Origin of the sequence: Pseudarthrobacter oxydans (assembly GCF_013314975.1) — a bacterium.
Classification (GTDB): Bacteria; Actinomycetota; Actinomycetes; order Actinomycetales; family Micrococcaceae; genus Arthrobacter; species Arthrobacter oxydans.
On sequence record NZ_JABTYH010000010.1, the window covers coordinates 1 to 15,230 of the forward strand.

16 protein-coding genes are annotated in these 15,230 nt (G+C 60.9%); 12 read left to right on the forward strand and 4 right to left on the reverse strand.

Annotated elements, in window-relative coordinates; all coding sequences use genetic code 11:
• From HTS88_RS08510 to HTS88_RS08530, 5 genes are all read left to right on the forward strand, one after another.
• On the forward strand, nt 1-458 hold a 458-nt coding region (locus HTS88_RS08510; RefSeq protein WP_217432372.1), incomplete at its 5' end, for a hypothetical protein.
• A 74-nt stretch (nt 459-532) separates the two neighbouring features.
• Nucleotides 533-766, forward strand: a complete 234-nt coding sequence (locus tag HTS88_RS08515) for a hypothetical protein (RefSeq protein ID WP_343044907.1) — start codon at nt 533-535, stop codon at nt 764-766.
• 120 nt (nt 767-886) lie between these two features.
• Nucleotides 887-1,219 (forward strand): hypothetical protein, encoded by a 333-nt coding sequence (locus HTS88_RS08520; RefSeq protein ID WP_174177352.1) that lies wholly within the window; start codon nt 887-889, stop codon nt 1,217-1,219.
• A 19-nt stretch (nt 1,220-1,238) separates the two neighbouring features.
• Nucleotides 1,239-1,526: a hypothetical protein gene (locus HTS88_RS08525; protein WP_174177583.1), complete on the forward strand. Its 288-nt coding sequence runs from the start codon at nt 1,239-1,241 to the stop codon at nt 1,524-1,526.
• A gap of 33 nt (nt 1,527-1,559) precedes the next feature.
• Nucleotides 1,560-2,573: an ATP-dependent DNA ligase gene (locus HTS88_RS08530; RefSeq protein ID WP_174177353.1), complete on the forward strand. Its 1,014-nt coding sequence runs from the start codon at nt 1,560-1,562 to the stop codon at nt 2,571-2,573.
• On the opposite strand, the gene HTS88_RS08535 is transcribed toward HTS88_RS08530, so the two are convergent.
• Together HTS88_RS08535 and HTS88_RS08540 are read right to left on the reverse strand one after the other, a co-directional pair.
• Nucleotides 2,570-2,716, reverse strand: a complete 147-nt coding sequence (locus tag HTS88_RS08535; RefSeq protein WP_174177348.1) for a hypothetical protein — start codon at nt 2,714-2,716, stop codon at nt 2,570-2,572. The genes HTS88_RS08530 and HTS88_RS08535 overlap by 4 nt on opposite strands.
• Nucleotides 2,717-2,725: 9 nt before the next feature.
• Nucleotides 2,726-3,442 carry an SOS response-associated peptidase gene (locus HTS88_RS08540; RefSeq protein ID WP_174177355.1) on the reverse strand — a complete coding sequence of 239 codons (717 nt, stop codon included), beginning with the start codon at nt 3,440-3,442 and terminating at the stop codon, nt 2,726-2,728.
• A gap of 341 nt (nt 3,443-3,783) precedes the next feature.
• On the opposite strand from HTS88_RS08540, the gene HTS88_RS08545 reads away from it, so the two are divergent.
• The 7 genes from HTS88_RS08545 to HTS88_RS08575 all read left to right on the forward strand — a co-directional run bounded on the left by HTS88_RS08545 (nt 3,784) and on the right by HTS88_RS08575 (nt 13,155).
• Entirely contained in the window at nt 3,784-5,730 is a 1,947-nt protein-coding gene (locus tag HTS88_RS08545) for a type I restriction-modification system subunit M (RefSeq protein WP_174177357.1), read from the forward strand.
• A gap of 47 nt (nt 5,731-5,777) precedes the next feature.
• Nucleotides 5,778-6,944 (forward strand): restriction endonuclease subunit S, encoded by a 1,167-nt coding sequence (locus tag HTS88_RS08550; RefSeq protein WP_217432374.1) that lies wholly within the window; start codon nt 5,778-5,780, stop codon nt 6,942-6,944.
• Nucleotides 6,941-10,060 (forward strand): type I restriction endonuclease subunit R, encoded by a 3,120-nt coding sequence (locus HTS88_RS08555; RefSeq protein ID WP_174177359.1) that lies wholly within the window; start codon nt 6,941-6,943, stop codon nt 10,058-10,060. Before HTS88_RS08550 ends, HTS88_RS08555 begins: the two co-directional genes overlap by 4 nt.
• Nucleotides 10,057-10,263 (forward strand): helix-turn-helix domain-containing protein, encoded by a 207-nt coding sequence (locus HTS88_RS08560; protein WP_174177361.1) that lies wholly within the window; start codon nt 10,057-10,059, stop codon nt 10,261-10,263. The genes HTS88_RS08555 and HTS88_RS08560 overlap by 4 nt, the downstream gene beginning before the upstream one ends.
• A gap of 458 nt (nt 10,264-10,721) precedes the next feature.
• Complete coding sequence (locus tag HTS88_RS08565) at nt 10,722-11,921, forward strand: DUF4238 domain-containing protein (protein WP_174177363.1); 1,200 nt, start codon at nt 10,722-10,724, stop codon at nt 11,919-11,921.
• Between the two features lie 79 nt (nt 11,922-12,000).
• Entirely contained in the window at nt 12,001-12,192 is a 192-nt protein-coding gene (locus tag HTS88_RS08570; protein WP_174177365.1) for a hypothetical protein, read from the forward strand.
• Nucleotides 12,193-12,216: 24 nt separating this feature from the next.
• Complete coding sequence (locus HTS88_RS08575) at nt 12,217-13,155, forward strand: hypothetical protein (RefSeq protein WP_174177367.1); 939 nt, start codon at nt 12,217-12,219, stop codon at nt 13,153-13,155.
• Between the two features lie 58 nt (nt 13,156-13,213).
• Here HTS88_RS08575 and istB read toward each other — a convergent pair whose 3' ends face one another.
• Together istB and istA are read right to left on the reverse strand one after the other, a co-directional pair.
• Nucleotides 13,214-13,972 (reverse strand): IS21-like element helper ATPase IstB, encoded by a 759-nt coding sequence (gene istB, locus HTS88_RS08580; RefSeq protein WP_104190113.1) that lies wholly within the window; start codon nt 13,970-13,972, stop codon nt 13,214-13,216.
• A complete protein-coding gene (gene istA / locus HTS88_RS08585) occupies nt 13,969-15,204 on the reverse strand; it encodes an IS21 family transposase (RefSeq protein ID WP_174177369.1) in 1,236 nt (411 codons plus the stop codon). The genes istB and istA overlap by 4 nt, the downstream gene beginning before the upstream one ends.
• Between the last annotated feature and the right edge of the window lie 26 nt (nt 15,205-15,230).

Sequence of the window (15,230 nt, forward strand, 5' to 3'; positions counted from 1 at the left end):
GTTCGCACAGCCGGTGTCGGGTCTCTGATACCTTGCGGGGCATGGACTTGAAGTCGTGCGGGTATTGCAAGGAAGTGGTCGATCTTAGCGCTGACCCTCACATCCATGACCCCAAGAAGTGCAAACGGTGCGGGGAGACGCTGCCGGCGGAGGCCTTCGATCGTTGGCCCTCCAGCGCTGACGGCCGCCGGCACGTTTGCAGCGAGTGCGTATCCGGTGAATCCGGGAAAGCCAGGGTCCAGCGGGTGGTCGCAAAGGACAAGCAGTTCCGGGACGATAAGGAAAAGCTGAAAGAGCATGGTTACCGTTGGGTGCGGCGGGTCGTTCAGCCTGGCCCGGATCCCGTCTTTCGTTGGGCATTGTTGGATCCTCAGGGGCAAGAGGCGTCAAAGGAACAGGCCCTGCGGGATATCGAGATCGCGGTAAATCCGGAGCCCGACGACTACCCGATTTACTAAGAGGAGATTCAGCTTTGAGACTGCGCGAATTTTTTGTTCGGCGACGGACATCAGCTGCGGCTGTACTCTTCCCTGTGGCCTCGGCCATGAAGACGGAACGCCCGGCGCTTACACCGGCCCAGCTGGCCGAACTGGAAGAGGCTTGGGTGGAGCTCCGACAGGCTTGCCAGGAAGCCGGCGTTAAGTCATTCAGTGCTTGCACGCGTGACGGCAGCCGCTGGGAGGAAAACCCGGAGTCCGTGCGGGCCATGACGCGCATGATCAAGGACACGCACAAGGACACAGCCGAAGTTCCGAAGGACGTGTAGGGCTGCAGGGTCAAGCCCTGCGCTTTGTCAGACCCCTCCCCCATGATGAAAAGGATGGCGGCCTTTCCTGACCGCCATCTTTTGGCGTGTCTATTCGAATATATGTTCTAAGGTTGTGCTATGTCCTCCGAAGAGATTGCGGCCGCGCTTCAGGCGCAGTACGCGCGGCGGGCCGGCCCAATCGGGCTGACCGTGGAAGAGCTGGATTTCGAGCACTTCCCGGTCAAGAACGGGTATCCGGGGATCCCAGTGAAGGCGTGGATCCGGTTTCCGGACTGCGCCGAGCTGGTGGACGGTGAAGTGTTCGCCTGGACAGCGAAAGCAGCCGAAGTGACGTGGAAGGACGGGCCGGTCACGTACCGGACCTGGGTGTGGAGTTCGGCGGTTACCCGCCGGGAAGAATTGATGAACAGGAATTTGGGAGAGCGGACCCGTGGCAGGAACAGCAAATAAGAAACCACTGGATGTGCCGGTGCAGGTCCGGTTCACCGCCAAGGGCATTCCCCTGGCCGTCAGGTATGACGGCCGGATCTGGGCCGTGGCCGCGGAACCGGTGCGCTGGTTCACCCGGGCGGACTGGTGGAACACCGCCAAGCGGGCCCCGGTCGGCATCGGCAACCTGGTGGACATTGAGCACTGGCAGGTCCAGGTCAGGTTGACCTCGACCTCGGCGCTGCGGACCTTTGAGCTGCGCCGCGACCCGCTGTCCGAGCAATGGCTGCTCGCGGCCATCACGGACGCGGGGGCGGCCGCCGCCTGACCCCTCCAGGCCGGCAGCGGTAGCGTGGCTGTCATGACTGAGGACGTGCCGGCCGCGCTCCGTCCGCCCGTGCCTCTGGCGCTGGCGAAAGCAGTTGAATCGGTGCCGGCAGAGGCGGCGCTGCCCGGCGGCAGCGTCTATGAGCCCAAGTGGGATGGCTACCGGATCTGCGCCCTAGTGCGGGCTAGCGGAGTTTCCTTGTGGTCCCGCCAAGGCAGGGAATTGACCCGCTATTTCCCGGATCTGGTGGAAGCTGTGGCCGGCCAAGTTCCGCCGGGGTGCGTCCTAGACGGGGAAGCCGTGGTGTGGACCGCCGACAGGTTGGACTTCGACGCCCTCCAGCGGCGGCTGGTGGCTTCGAAAGCTGGCCTGCCTGCCCTTGTCCGGGAACACCCGGCTTCGTTCGTTGCCTTCGATCTGCTGGCCGTGGCCGGACACGACATCAGGGAAGCGCCGCTGTTCCAGCGCCGGGAGCTGCTGGAGCAGCTGGCCGGCGATTGGGCGCCTCCGCTGAACCTCTCCCCCACAACCAAGGACCGCGTCCAGGCACTCACATGGTTCGATGAACTGCACCATGCGGGGCTGGAAGGGCTCGTGGTCAAGGGCGCTGCCCAGAGCTACCAACCGGTGCGCCAGTGGCTGAAGGTGAAGCGCCGCGAATCCCTGGACGCCGTGTGCGCTGCCGTGATCGGCCCCTTAGATCGCCCCCAGTACGTTGTAGCCGGCCTACCGGTGGAGGGCCGGCTGCGGATCGTTGGACGCTCCACGCCGCTCACAACTAGAGCTGCATTGGAGCTGTCGGCTCACCTGCACCGGCCGCAGGGCACGCACCCGTGGCCGGATGTCGTCACCGAGGCGATGCTGAACAGGTTCAGCAAGGACAGAGGCCCGGTGTCCCTCACGCTGGTAGATCCGCTGGTGGTAGAGATTTCCGCGGATGCGGCCTGGACAGGCAATGCCTTCCGCCACGCAGTTAGGTACCTCCGGCCGCGTCCGGAGCTATCCCCGGCCGATGTCGTCCTGCCGGACCGGCTTCAGGCGGGTTAGCGGTCCGTGCGGATCACTACGAGGTTTTGGCCTTCTTCCAGAAGCGCGTAGAGGTTTTCGCGCGCTTCTTCATAGGTGTCACCTTCGGCTTCTATGTGGTTGTAGCTGCCGTCCGGGTTGGTAATGGTGCCGGTGAGTATCACGGCATGAGTCTATTTGGCTTCGGGTTCGGCGGGCTCAATGAGCTCTGGTCCGTTGTTGCGCACGCTGTTGACCCGGGTGCTGACGATCCGGGGTGTCAGGATTGGCTCGGGCAGGGAGTCCAGCAAGTGCTGGATGCCTTCCTTATCGGTCAAGTCCGGGTCGAGCCATTCAGCGAAGCGGTCCCGCGGGATGATGACCGGCGAACGGTCATGGACGTGGCCCAGGGCGTCCTGGGTGGTCGTCGTGAGCACCGTGCAGCTGAGCAGCCATCTTCCCGGATCATCCTCCGGCAGCGACGGATCAGCCCACCACTCGTACAGGCCAGCGAACCCGAGCAAGGGTTCCTTTTCCGAGTACAGGTAGTTCGGGATCTTCTTGCCGTCCTCGGTCTTCTGCCATTCGTAATACCCTTCGGCAGGGACGACGCAGCGGCGCTTGACCGCCGCTTTCCGGAAGGACGGCTTGTCCAGGATCGATTCGCTGCGGGCGTTTATCAGCTTGTTCCCGATCTTGATGTCTTTAGCCCAAGACGGCACCAGGCCCCAGTGGGCGATAAGCAGGTGCCGGTCAATCGAGTCCTTATCCAGCCGTTCGGCCACGATCGGCACATCCTGGGTAGGTGCGACGTTCCACGACGGCGGCGGCGGGCTGCCCTCGACCTCTTTCGCCTCAAAATGGCTCAGGAGATCCCCCGTTGCCTTGGACATCACGTACCTGCCGCACATTAGACCATTCTGCCTGAACCCACACACGGACGCCCCCTGCCACGACTTGGCCACGCGTCCGGCCTGTCCAGTTGAGGGCAGTGCGGGTTTTCCACGGCTGGTCTCTTCCGGGGAACTACCTTCGGTGGGCGCAGCGGTGGATAACCCGCAACGAATTGTCTCCGGTTGTGGCAGCGCGGCCCCTCCCACAGGCCCCGGTTTCGGCTCCTGCACCAGATGAGGAGCTCGACCCAACGTGAGGCTGGGGAGTGCACCGCGAGGCGTAGGCCAGGTCCCCCTGCTCCACCCATGTAAAGTTCTTGATACACGCAGGATCGCAACGAGGGCAGGGACGAGCACGCATGGCAGAGCCGACGGGGGCATCCAGGAGCACAACGGCACGCATTGTCTGGGACACGGCGGACAAATACCTCCGCAACATCGTCGATGAGGAAGACTACGGCGACTACATCTTGCCGTTCACGGTACTCCGACGGTTGGAGTGCATGCTCGCCGATACCAAGGACGACGTCATCAAGTACGTGGACTCGTTCGCCCGCATGCCCCAGCATCTGATCGACATCGCGGTCAAGGACCGTTTCGGACTGGGCTTCTACAATGTCTCGCCGCTCGACCTCGCCACTATCGCGTCGGTCGATGACAACGTGGACAAATCCCTGAAAAACTACGTTGACGGATTCTCGAATAACATCACCGACATCTGGGTCTCGTTCGACTTCAATCGGCGGGCAAAAGTCCTGGCCGACGCGAATCGCTTGCATGCCGTCGTCAAGCATTTCTCTACGCTCGACCTCAGCCCCGGAAGCTTGAGCAACACCGGCATGGGCGACGTCTTCGAGGACGTTATGTACCGGGCCTTCAACAAGAAGGGCAAGGCCGCGGGCAACTTCTATACGCCGCGAGACGCGATCAAGTTGATGGTCGACGTCCTCATCGCCAATGACGACGACACTCTCGCAGGGGAGAACACGGCGCGTTCAATTTACGACCCTACGGCAGGTTCCGGAGGCATGCTGCTTATTGCCCAAGAAGCCCTGCGGCGCATGAATGAGACCATCGATGTCACGCTCTACGGTCAGGAGCTCATGCCATCCGCGTTCGCCCTCGGCAAGGCCGATCTGCTCATCCAGGGCGGTCGCCCGGACGCGATCAAGCAAGGCAACACCCTCGTCCAGGACCTCTATGAGGGACAGGCTTTCGATTACGTGCTCTCGAACCCTCCGTTCGGTATCGACTGGGAAGTCGAGGAGAAATCTGTGCGAGACCAAGCCAAGGCACCCGGGTCCCGCTTCAGTCATGGTCTCCCGAGCATCAGCGACGGTCAGATGCTGTTTCTGGCCCACTGTGCTTCGAAGCTCAGCCCGGCTGGTGCCAACGGCCAGGGAGGACGAGCCGCGGTCGTCTCCAACGCAGCTCCCCTTTTCAACGGCGACAAGGGTCCGACCGCCATCCGAGAGTGGCTCCTCGACGAGGACTTGGTAGACGCCATCATCGCCCTGCCGCCCAGCATGTTCTACGGGACCGGTATTCCGACCTATGTCTGGATCCTCGATACGAACAAGAACCCCGAACGCGAAGGCAAGATCCAGTTAATCGACGGATCTGACCGATGGAGCTTGCTGCGCAGACCCATGGGTGAGAAGCGCCGGGAAATGCGTGCCGTCGACCGCAATCCCGTGCTCGAGGCGTATAAGGCCTTCGACGGCGCTGACCCTGAGATCTCCCGCGTGATGACTCCGGAGGACTTCAAGTTCCGGGACGTTCCCGTCTTCAAGCAGATACGACTGGCTTCACGTTTCAGCGACGAGGCACTCGATTTGCTGCGAGAGCGGACGGACTTCACGGAAGAACTCATCCCCGTGCTCAAACAGCTGGACGGTACGAACTGGAACGACCTGCCTAAGGCCTTTCCGCATGCCGCGAAGGCAGCTGGGCTGAAAGCACCTCTCGGCCTGCTGGACGCCGTGATGAAGGCGATGGCCGTGCCCGACAACTCAGCGCCACCAGCTGTCGATCGCAAAGGCAACGCTGTCACTTCGAGCGAGTGGAAGATCACCGAACGCGTAGCGCTTAGTGAAGATCTTGCAGAACACATGAAACGAGAAGTCGTGCCATTCTCTCCCGATGCACAGTGGGACGAGAGCAAAGCAAAGCACGGTAACGAGATCCCGTTCACGAGGATCTTCTACACGCCGCGGGCACCACGACCGCTCGAGGAGATAGATTCCGAGGTGCAGAGCCTCATGGGCGAGCTCGGTGAGATGTTTAAATTGGTAAGGAACCAGTGACCACGCGGGCGGTCCATGAGTCCCTACTGGAGAGCTCCACCTTCGTAATGGCTCCGCTCGGATCCATCGTCGTAGAGCGGAACGAGAAAGTCGGAGAAACCGCGTTCTCCCCGTTGTCGGTCGGGAAACTTGGCGTGACTCCCCAACTCGCCGGCGTTGCCAAGTCGCAAACCGAAGGCGATCGGAAGCTCGTGCGTGCCGGAGACCTCGTCATCAATTCGCGAGCTGACCGCCGTGGAGCATCTGGTCTGGCGAACCAGGACGGGAGCGTTTCGGTCATCTACTCCGTTATGACACCGAGGCCTGATCTTCTGGTCCCGGAGTACGGTCATCATCTGTTCCGCAGTATCGCGTTCCAAGACGAGTTCTTTCGCTGGGGCACGGGAATCGTGGACGATTTGTGGTCGACGAATTTCACGCGGATGTCCCGCATTCGCGTACCTTTGCCGCCTTTGAAAGTCCAGTCCGAGATTGCAGCTCGGCTCAACAAGGTTGATGCCATGATCGCAAAGCTCGATAAGCTGACCGACGCATTGCGTGCGCGGGCCATCGACACTGCTGCGCTTTTTGGTCTCTCGCAAGAGGACTCGCGCCGAGGCGAAGAGGCGCAGTCTCCGCTGTCCGGCATACCTAAACATTGGGGGCGGACGAAGTTTGGTTACGACTTCACCGAGAGCACCGAACGGAACGGTGAGAACCCGCCTGGGCCGCTACTTTCGATCTCCGAGTACCGGGGCGTGGAGCTGAACAACCGTGCCCAGGGCCAGCAAGCGTCGCTCGATGTCTCGAAGTACCGGGTGGTGCGACCAGGGCAGCTCGCGGCCAACATGATGTGGCTCAACCACGGCGGTCTCGGCGTGTCATCGCTGACCGGGTACATCAGCCCTGACTATAAGGCGTTCTGGATCTCGCCGCGATTCCACCCACGCTACGTTCACCATCTGCTCCGAAGTCCCCGATACGTTGACTACTTTGGAGCGATCGGGACGGGCGTCCGTCCCAATGCCCAGCGAGTTACAAAGATCGGACTCGACATGATGCCTCTGCCTCTGCCTCCCCTGGACGAGCAGCAACGCATCGCGGACCATCTCGACGAAGTGACTGGTCGCATCGACTGCATGCTGTCGAAGATCGCCAGCCTTAGAGACCTTCTCGTGGAGCATTCCTCTACGTTCTTGCTCGACGCCGTAACCGGAAAGAAGGAAGTCGCATGAGCCACGCACAGCTGATGGAGCGCGAGTTCGAAGACAACCTCTGCTTCGAATTGGCCGAGCGCGGCTGGCTATGCGAGGACGACGGCAAGCCAATCGGCTGGGATGCCGGTCTGGCGATGGTTCCGACCGATGCATTGCACTGGTTGGCTACTCAGTACCCGGAGGAGTACGAGAAGGCCGTCCCCAGCGACCTGGTCGACGAGCAGAAAACTGACGCCGAGCGGAATCTTCTCGAGCACATCACCAAGGAACTCGCTAAGACGACGCGGATGGATCCGACGACAGGTCACCCAGTCGGTGGTCTGCTCGGGGTACTTCGTAAGGGCTTTTCCTATGCCCAGATCGGCCGTCCCACCGCGAAGTTCGGCCCGATGATGGCCTTTCCGCCTGCGAACCCGGGCTTGACCGAGGTCGTGGAAGCAGCGGCGTCAGTCCGACTGCGCATCCTGCGCCAGGTGCGCTTCGACACGAAAACCAATGAGAGCATCGACGTCGTGCTCCTCGCCAACGGACTTCCGGTCGTCACGCTGGAACTCAAGACCGACAACACTCAGACCGTCAGCCACGCAATCCGCCAGTACAAGGAGGACCGCAAGCCAGGGAGGAGTCGGCCCCTCCTTGCGCCCGGCCGCGCCTTGGTTCACTTCGCTGTCTCCAATGATCTCGTCTACATGACGACCAAATTGCAGGGTGCTGACACGGCCTTTCTACCCTTCAACCAAGGCGATGGCGGCCACCAAGGCAACCCACCTTCGAGCACCGGCTCGTCTACGAACTACTTGTGGCGCGAAATCCTCGCCCGACCAACTTTCATGCGAATTCTCAAGGATTTCGCGCTCTTCGAGCCGAGTAGATCGGGCAAGAAGGACGAAGGACGCCTCGTATTCCCGCGCTTCCATCAGCTGCGCGCCGTGGAGCGGGTTGTGGCTGACATCGAGGCAAACGGCACGGGAGGCCGCTACCTGATATGGCACTCGGCGGGATCGGGGAAGACCAAGACGATCGCGTGGCTCAGCCACCGCCTCATCCGGCACATGAGCGCCGATTCGAAGTCCACTTTCGACTCGGTAATCGTCGTGACCGACCGGACTGTTCTTGATGAGAACATACGCGAGGACATGAACCTCGTGCAGTCGAGCAAAGGACTCGTCGTTACTGTCGGCGAGAAGTCCGGCGCCAAGTCACCGCAACTGAAGAAGGCGTTGCTTGAGGGCGACCACATCATCACCTGCACTCTGCAGACCTTCCCGGAGGTCATGAAGCTCATCGAGGGAACGCAGGAGCTGCGCGGCAGGCGTTGGGCTGTCGTTGCCGATGAGGCGCACTCTTCGCAGTCCGGATCCGCTGCGCGCCAGCTCAAGGAGCTGCTCGCCGACGTCGAACTTGACACCGATGACGACATCGGCGCGGACGACCTGCTGCGAGCCAAAGACTCGGCAATCGCTGCCTCCAGCAACATCACCTTCGTCGCCCTTACCGCTACTCCTAAGGCGAAGACGCTGCGCCTTTTTGGCACCGAGCGCGACGGTCGCTGGGAGGCCTTCGATACGTACACGATGGCTCAGGCGATCGAGGAAGGGTTTATCCTCGACGTCCTCACCAATTACTCGACCTACGATATGTTTCTCCGGGTCAAGAACACGCTCGACGGTCAGCCGTCCGAGGGCGAGATCCGGGTCAACACAGGCGAAGCCGTGTCTAGTATCGTTCGCTTCGCCCGGCTCCATCCGACCGCGATTGCGCAGAAAGTGCGGGTCGTCGTAGAGCACTTCCAGCGCAACGTTATCCACATGCTCGGTGGCCAGGCGCGCGCCATGGTCGTCACGAGCTCGCGGATGGAGGCCCTGAGCTGGTCGCGGAAGATGGACGCGTACATCGCAGAGAAGGGGTACGACTTGCACACGCTGGCCGCATTCTCCGGATCACTCATCGATGAAGACGGCGAGAACGTGACCGAGACTTCGGTGAATCGCGTAAGCGACGTCGGCAGGGCATTCCGCGAGGAGGGCGTCTACCGCGTACTAATCGTCGCCAACAAGTTTCAGACCGGCTTCGATGAGCCACGACTGATCGCCATGTACGTAGACAAGAAGCTTTCAGGCGTGGCCACCGTGCAAACCCTATCCAGGCTCAACCGGATCTACCCTGGCAAGACCGCGCCGATGGTCGTCGACTTCCGGAACACCCCCGCGAGCATCCAAGAGGACTTCAAACTCTATTACTCCGACGCCCATGTCGACGGTGACGTTGACCCCAATGCACTAATCACCGTGGGGGAACGCCTCGACACGTCCGGAATTTACACACACAAGGAGATGGACGCCGTCGCTGATGCCTTCGTCGCGGACGCCGGCGGCGAAGCGATAGCCAAAGTCTTGTCTCCCATCAAGAACCGGTGGATAGGCCAATGGCGTCAGGCCGTGCGTTCGAAGGACAAGGCACAGAAGGAGTTACTCGAGTCATTCAGGTCCGATGTCCTCAGCTACCGCAATGCCTGGCAGTTCCTAAGCCAGATCGTCGACTACCAAGACCCCGAGCTACACCGCCGCGCAATCCTGGCTACGTTGCTTGGTCGCAACCTCCACACGGACGGAAATGACTACGACGATAGCTTCCTTGAGGGCGTACAGCTCTCCGGCGTGAAGCTCGTTCCGTCCGCGATAAGCGAGGACCACTCGTTGACTGAAGGCAGTGGAGAAAGCATCAGACTCCCAATCTTCGATGGCGAACACAGGGGCAGCACCGCGCCCAAGCGCGGCCCACTCGATGAGGCCATCGACAAGGTCAACGAGATGTTCAAGGCCAAAGGTGTCGACGTTAGCCCCGAGAGCGTCGCTGGCTTCATCACCACGTTTTGGGGGTTCCTTGACGCGAACGAGGAGGCCGTGGCGATGGCGAAAAACAACACCATCGCGCAACTTAAGGCATCCGAAGGGTTCAGCGGCGCCGTTGGTCTCGCTGTCCTGAAGACAGTGAACGAGTCCAAGGAAATCCAGTCCTACATGACTGACCCGGCGTTCCTCGGAGAGATTTCCAATATTGCAGCTGACGCGCTCCACACGCAGCATCGCTCCGATTCGGATGCAAGCACTAACGGAAAAGGCGTTGAGGCATGAGCGAATTGGCGCCGTCCGGCTTCGGTGACGTCATTCGCGATGCCCGGAAGAAGCAGGGATGGTCACAAGGAGAGCTCGGCGAGAAAGCCGGGGTGTCGCGTCCGACCATCGCACGTATCGAGGCCAACAACGACGTCACGACTGCGACCATCGCCAAGGTTGCGCAGGCGCTGGGACTGAAGCTCGAGCTAAGGAGCGAATGATCAAGCTCGCGCTCCTATGTCCACACAGCGCCCCTGATGGCGCCGGTTTGTCCATCTCAAGAGTATGGCCCTTTTCCAGGAGCTTTGTAGGGCGGTTTGTTCCGCGCGTCTTGTCGGCCTTCGGGCTGCGTCCTTCTCTTTGTTCGCGCTAAGCCCGTACTTGGACCGCGTCGCAGCCGGCCACGATTTCCTGGCTCGCGGCTAGCTCCTAGGACTCTCATGGTCAATGGCACCCAAAACGTGCCGTCCCATTTCCTTCTTCCCGGAAAGGTGCTTGTGCTTGGCATACAGTCATGGAATTGGTCTCGTGGAAGGAAGCCATGCCGCTGCATCCGCCGTCGAAAAAGCTCTTGAGTCTGCCTACACAGGAAGGGCCTTCCGATGACTGCGACTCGGGTGGCCGGGCGACTAAGTTTATGCTTGCTCGCTAGTACCTCCGAGCCCAGGACATATTCGCCATGATTGCCGGTAGCCGCCGCGGTCCCGCCATCCAGTACACATCGGCTCTTGACGACATACTCGCTCAGGCAGCCGCCGCTGACCAAGAACAACATGACTCCTCTGAGGACCTGTCGGAGCTCCGAGAGCACCCGGACATCCTTGCCCTCCTCGCCAAGGCGAAGCAGAACGAAAAGAATCCTCCCCGGAAACACCATGTAGTCCCGGCATCATATTTGCGACGTTGGACGGAAGAACGACGGTTGCGGGTGACGGAAATCGACCAAGGAAGATCCTGGACCACAACCGCAGAGAAGGCCGCCAGAATAACCGATTACTATAATTTGGCCTCGGACGACCTAGACCCTGACCAGGTTCCACCGTTGCTCGCCGAGACATTGCTGTCGGAGATTGAAGCTATCGGAAAAGAAGCAATAGACGCTGTGCTGGAGAAAGGCATCGACGCTCTTTCGCATCAAGAACGCAGCAACCTGGCGATCTTCCTCGGATTCCAATCCGTCCGCGGCGACAGCACGCGACAAATGATCAGGAAGGTCGTAAACGACGGGTTCAAAATCCAATACGGGCAGCTAACCAGAGATGGCGTACGCCAGGAGTTGATCAAGCACGGTTTGGAGGCTTCTGAAGATAGCGTCGAGGAGTCCGTCAAATTCATCGCGGATCTGAACGAAGGCACAATGAGTGTTGGACCCCAACGGCCAGCAGAAGTGATGCATGCTTTCCAGATGGCACTGAAAGTTGCCGAAGTTTTCTATGACAGGCATTGGGCCAGGTTCAAGACCGCGCCGATCCTGCTGACGTGCGACGAACCCGTGATCCCCCTTGGCGGTCCAGGTGATAATCGTGCTGAGCGAACTGGGATTGCCGACGCTAGGGCGATCATTTTTCCCCTCGCACCCGACTTCCTCCTGGTGATGTTCCGCAACCCTCCATCATTCAGAGCACTCGCTCCCTTAACCCTCCAAGAAATTGCCGAGATCAATCACGAAATCATCGCCTATGCCGCTCGGTGGGCATTCGAGCGGCCAGGAAGAAGAACATCAACGGCCCTTCGTGTCCCACCCCGCGCCCAAGCAACGCAAATAGTGGAGCACGAAGTCACGGGCAAGCCAAATACGTCCATCGTCCGCTTCTTCAGCCCATCCCGGTGGGCAGGTAGCCCGAACCCACCGTTGTGGCCTGTGTCGAAGTGGCTCTAGAACGCCGGCCTAAGCTGACTTTCCGTTTGAATTACTACTCCTTTTAGATAATGTCGGAGGGTCGAGGTAAGGTCCGCGCATGGAATCAGAAATCCTCAAGTACCTCACAGCCATGACGCATGATCCCTTGGCTAGATCCGTCATCGGCGCGGTTCTGGCATTCCTTGCCATCAATGTTCTAAAAGGCACTGGAAAGTGGCTCTGGCTCTCTCTAACGAACATCCCTAAAAGGCTCAGCCGTTGGGCTGACCGTCAACAGAGCATGCTTTAACCGCCTTTTGAAGGGCTGAAGCCCTTGAACCGACATGACTTCCCCCTGCTCGCTGTGGAACTGATCCCGAAACCCGTCTTCGGGGAAAACCTCCGGAACCGACTAACGCGTTCTGAATGGGAGAAATGTAAGAAGTTCGCCAGGGCGGCATCAGGAGACGTGTGTGGCATTTGCGGCGGCGTTGGTGTTAAGGGCCGATTGGATTGTCATGAGCGTTGGGATTGGTTGAAGGATGGCGAGTTCCATGTTCAAAAGCTTGTAGGACTGGTCGCGTTATGCCCGCGCTGCCACAGCGCTAAGCACTATGGCCGAACGCAGGTAATGGGGTATGCGAGCGATGCGGATGAGCAGCTAAAGAAAGTTAACGGGTGGTCAGCGAAACAGTTGAATGAACACCTACTCGCAGCCCGGGATCAATGGCTGGAGCGAAACGCCCACGACTGGAAACTGGACCTTGATTGGCTGCCAGCAACGCTTGGAATTATCCCGGGTCCTGCCAGGGAAACGGAGTTTTCAGCGCAGCCACCAACGGCTGAGACACCTACAGTCGTGCCTCCACAGGCGTTTTCAACGGTGGGGAAGCTGAAACAAGCGCAAGCAACTTTGACGGACCTCCAGGAACGACTGAAACAAGCCCGTTACCGGGCTAAGTACGCAGAGTCTTGGAAGGCGAAGATTACTGATCCAGAAGCAGGGGAACAGCGTCTAGCCGAAGCAGTCGCTGAAGCCAAAGACGCCACCAATGCCGTGCGGAGGCAAAAGGCCGCCGTGAAACGCTTGGCCGAGGACTTGGACCGGGAGCAGAAGAGGGAGAGAACCCTGAAACGTGCCCAGAAGACCTGGCCACAATACACCCGCGATGAAATCGACCTCGCCGACAATGCCGCCAGAACCATCGGAACGACGAGGGCTGTGATACTCCGTGATTACGTTCCTGTGACCCGTCAGCAAATGGCTTGTTAACGCCAACCGAAAATAGGGCCAGTTTTGCCGACTGAAAACAGGGCCACGGGTTGCTGTTCTATTGTGCCTGAAGCTGGGTTCTTGTCTTGTTCCGGAGCCGGTAGCTGCTGCCGGTGAGGTTCAGGACTTCTGCGTGGTGAACGATCCGGTCGATCATCGCCGAGGCCACAGTCGCGTCGCTGAAGACCTCGCCCCACCTGCTGAAGGCGAGGTTGCTGGTAAGCACTAGAGAAGCGTGTTCATAACGGGATGAGACGAGCTGGAAGAACAGGTTGGCCGAGTCCTGGTCGAAAGGGATGTAGCCGACTTCGTCAACGATGAGCAGCTTGTATCGGCGCAACTTGGCCAGTTCCTGGGGCAGGCGGCCGCGGTCGTGGGCTTCGGCCAGTCTCGATACCCACCCGGTCGCGGTGTCGAACAGGACGCGATGCCCGGCGCGTGCGGCCCGGATCCCGATCCCGACGGCCAGATGGGTTTTCCCGGTGCCGGGCGGGCCGAGCAGGACCACGTTCTTGGCTTCTTCCAGGAAGACCCCGGTGCCCAGATGCGCAACGAGGTTCCGGTCCGCGGCAGGCTGGTGGTCGAAGTTGAACTCTTCCAGCAGCTTGTGTCCGGGGAACCTCGCGGCCCTGATCCGCAGGGCGGCCCCGGAGGCCTCGCGTTCGGCGACCTCGCGGGAGAGGACAGCAGCGAGGTATTCCTCGTGTGACCAGCCTGCCTCCCGAGCCCGGTCGCCGAGGGATCGGTAGCCGTCGGCGATCCGCGGGGCGCGCAGTGCGCGGGCGTAGTACTCGATGTCCTTCACCGCAGCGCTCATCGTCCTGCCCCGGAGAGCTCGCGGGCGTCGTCGGGGATGGCGACACCGAAGAGTTCGTCATAGATCGACAGGTCCCGTTCCTCCACCACCGTGGACCGTCCGGCCTTGACGCTGCGGTGGATCCGTCGGAGGGAGGCGGCCTTGTCCACATGCCCGGGGTCGGTGAAGATCTGGTGCCTGGCCCACCGCCGCTCGTGCCTGGCCAGCAGCCGGCCGTCTGCGCTCACAGTCACCTTTTCCAGGTCTGCTTCGACGTTCACGATCCGCCCGATCGCGCCCGGGTCCACGGAATAGTCATTGGAGAAGACCCGCACGTAGTAGTCCCGTGGCAGCCGGACGCTGCTGCGGAAGGCGAACTCGGGCGCCACCGGCGTCAACGGCCGCATCGCGTCCCGGTCCCGGACGAAAAGCTCGACCGGGCGGCCGTGACGGGTCCGGGAGTAGCGGGCGTTCGCGCGCGGCAGCCAGTCCGCGAGCTGGTCGTTGAAATCCAGCGGGGACGCGAACGTCCGGCCGGGCATGAAGCCCTGGCGGAAGTAACGGTTCATCCGCTCCACGATGCCCTTGGATTCCGGATCCCGTGGCGGCAACTGCCGGATCTCGCAGCCCAGCACGCCAGCGAACGCCGCCGCCGGCTCGGTCAGCCGGCCCTGGCCGATCCCTGATTCGTTGTCCCAGACCAGCTGCTTGGGGACTGCACCGGCCTCCTGCAGCAACGACCACATCCCGCCGAGCAGATCAAAGGTCGTGCGGGTTGGCAGCATCCTGGCCTGGATGTATCCGGAGAACGCGCTCGTCATCACCAACACCGGAGGCTTGCCCTCCTGCCCGTGCCCCAGGGGCAGCGGCTCATGGGGGAACCATAAATCGCACTGCATCGCCTGGCCTGGTTCATGGACCAGCCGGTCCACCGGATCCGCCGGCATATATTCGGGCCGGAGTCCACGGACCTTGTCCCGGAACAAGGATGCAGAGCCCGTCCAGCCGACGCGTTCGGCCAGTACCGAGGCCGGCATCGTCGGCGTCTGAACCAACAAGGCCCGCACCTGCGCCGCGTAAGCATCAAAACTCGAACCGGCCGGCTTCCGCTCATACTTCGGCGGCCGCTCCGCCTCCAAGGCCCGATCCACCGTCCCCCGGGAAACTCCGAGCTGTTTAGCCAGCTCCCTCTTGGAGATTTTCTCCGTCGCGTATCGGTGGCGTATCTGCGCCCAAACATCCAATGTGATCACCTTCCATAATGGTCAGTGGCCTCATT

Coding starts and splice junctions, on each gene's coding strand:
- HTS88_RS08520 (WP_174177352.1), top strand. CDS start 887: ATGTCCTCCGAAGAGATTGCGGCCGCGCTTCAGGCGCAGTACGCGCGG.
- HTS88_RS08530 (WP_174177353.1), top strand. CDS start 1,560: ATGACTGAGGACGTGCCGGCCGCGCTCCGTCCGCCCGTGCCTCTGGCG.
- HTS88_RS08540 (WP_174177355.1), bottom strand. CDS start 3,442: ATGTGCGGCAGGTACGTGATGTCCAAGGCAACGGGGGATCTCCTGAGC.
- HTS88_RS08545 (WP_174177357.1), top strand. CDS start 3,784: ATGGCAGAGCCGACGGGGGCATCCAGGAGCACAACGGCACGCATTGTC.
- HTS88_RS08550 (WP_217432374.1), top strand. CDS start 5,778: ATGGCTCCGCTCGGATCCATCGTCGTAGAGCGGAACGAGAAAGTCGGA.
- HTS88_RS08555 (WP_174177359.1), top strand. CDS start 6,941: ATGAGCCACGCACAGCTGATGGAGCGCGAGTTCGAAGACAACCTCTGC.
- HTS88_RS08560 (WP_174177361.1), top strand. CDS start 10,057: ATGAGCGAATTGGCGCCGTCCGGCTTCGGTGACGTCATTCGCGATGCC.
- HTS88_RS08565 (WP_174177363.1), top strand. CDS start 10,722: ATGATTGCCGGTAGCCGCCGCGGTCCCGCCATCCAGTACACATCGGCT.
- HTS88_RS08570 (WP_174177365.1), top strand. CDS start 12,001: ATGGAATCAGAAATCCTCAAGTACCTCACAGCCATGACGCATGATCCC.
- istB (WP_104190113.1), bottom strand. CDS start 13,972: ATGAGCGCTGCGGTGAAGGACATCGAGTACTACGCCCGCGCACTGCGC.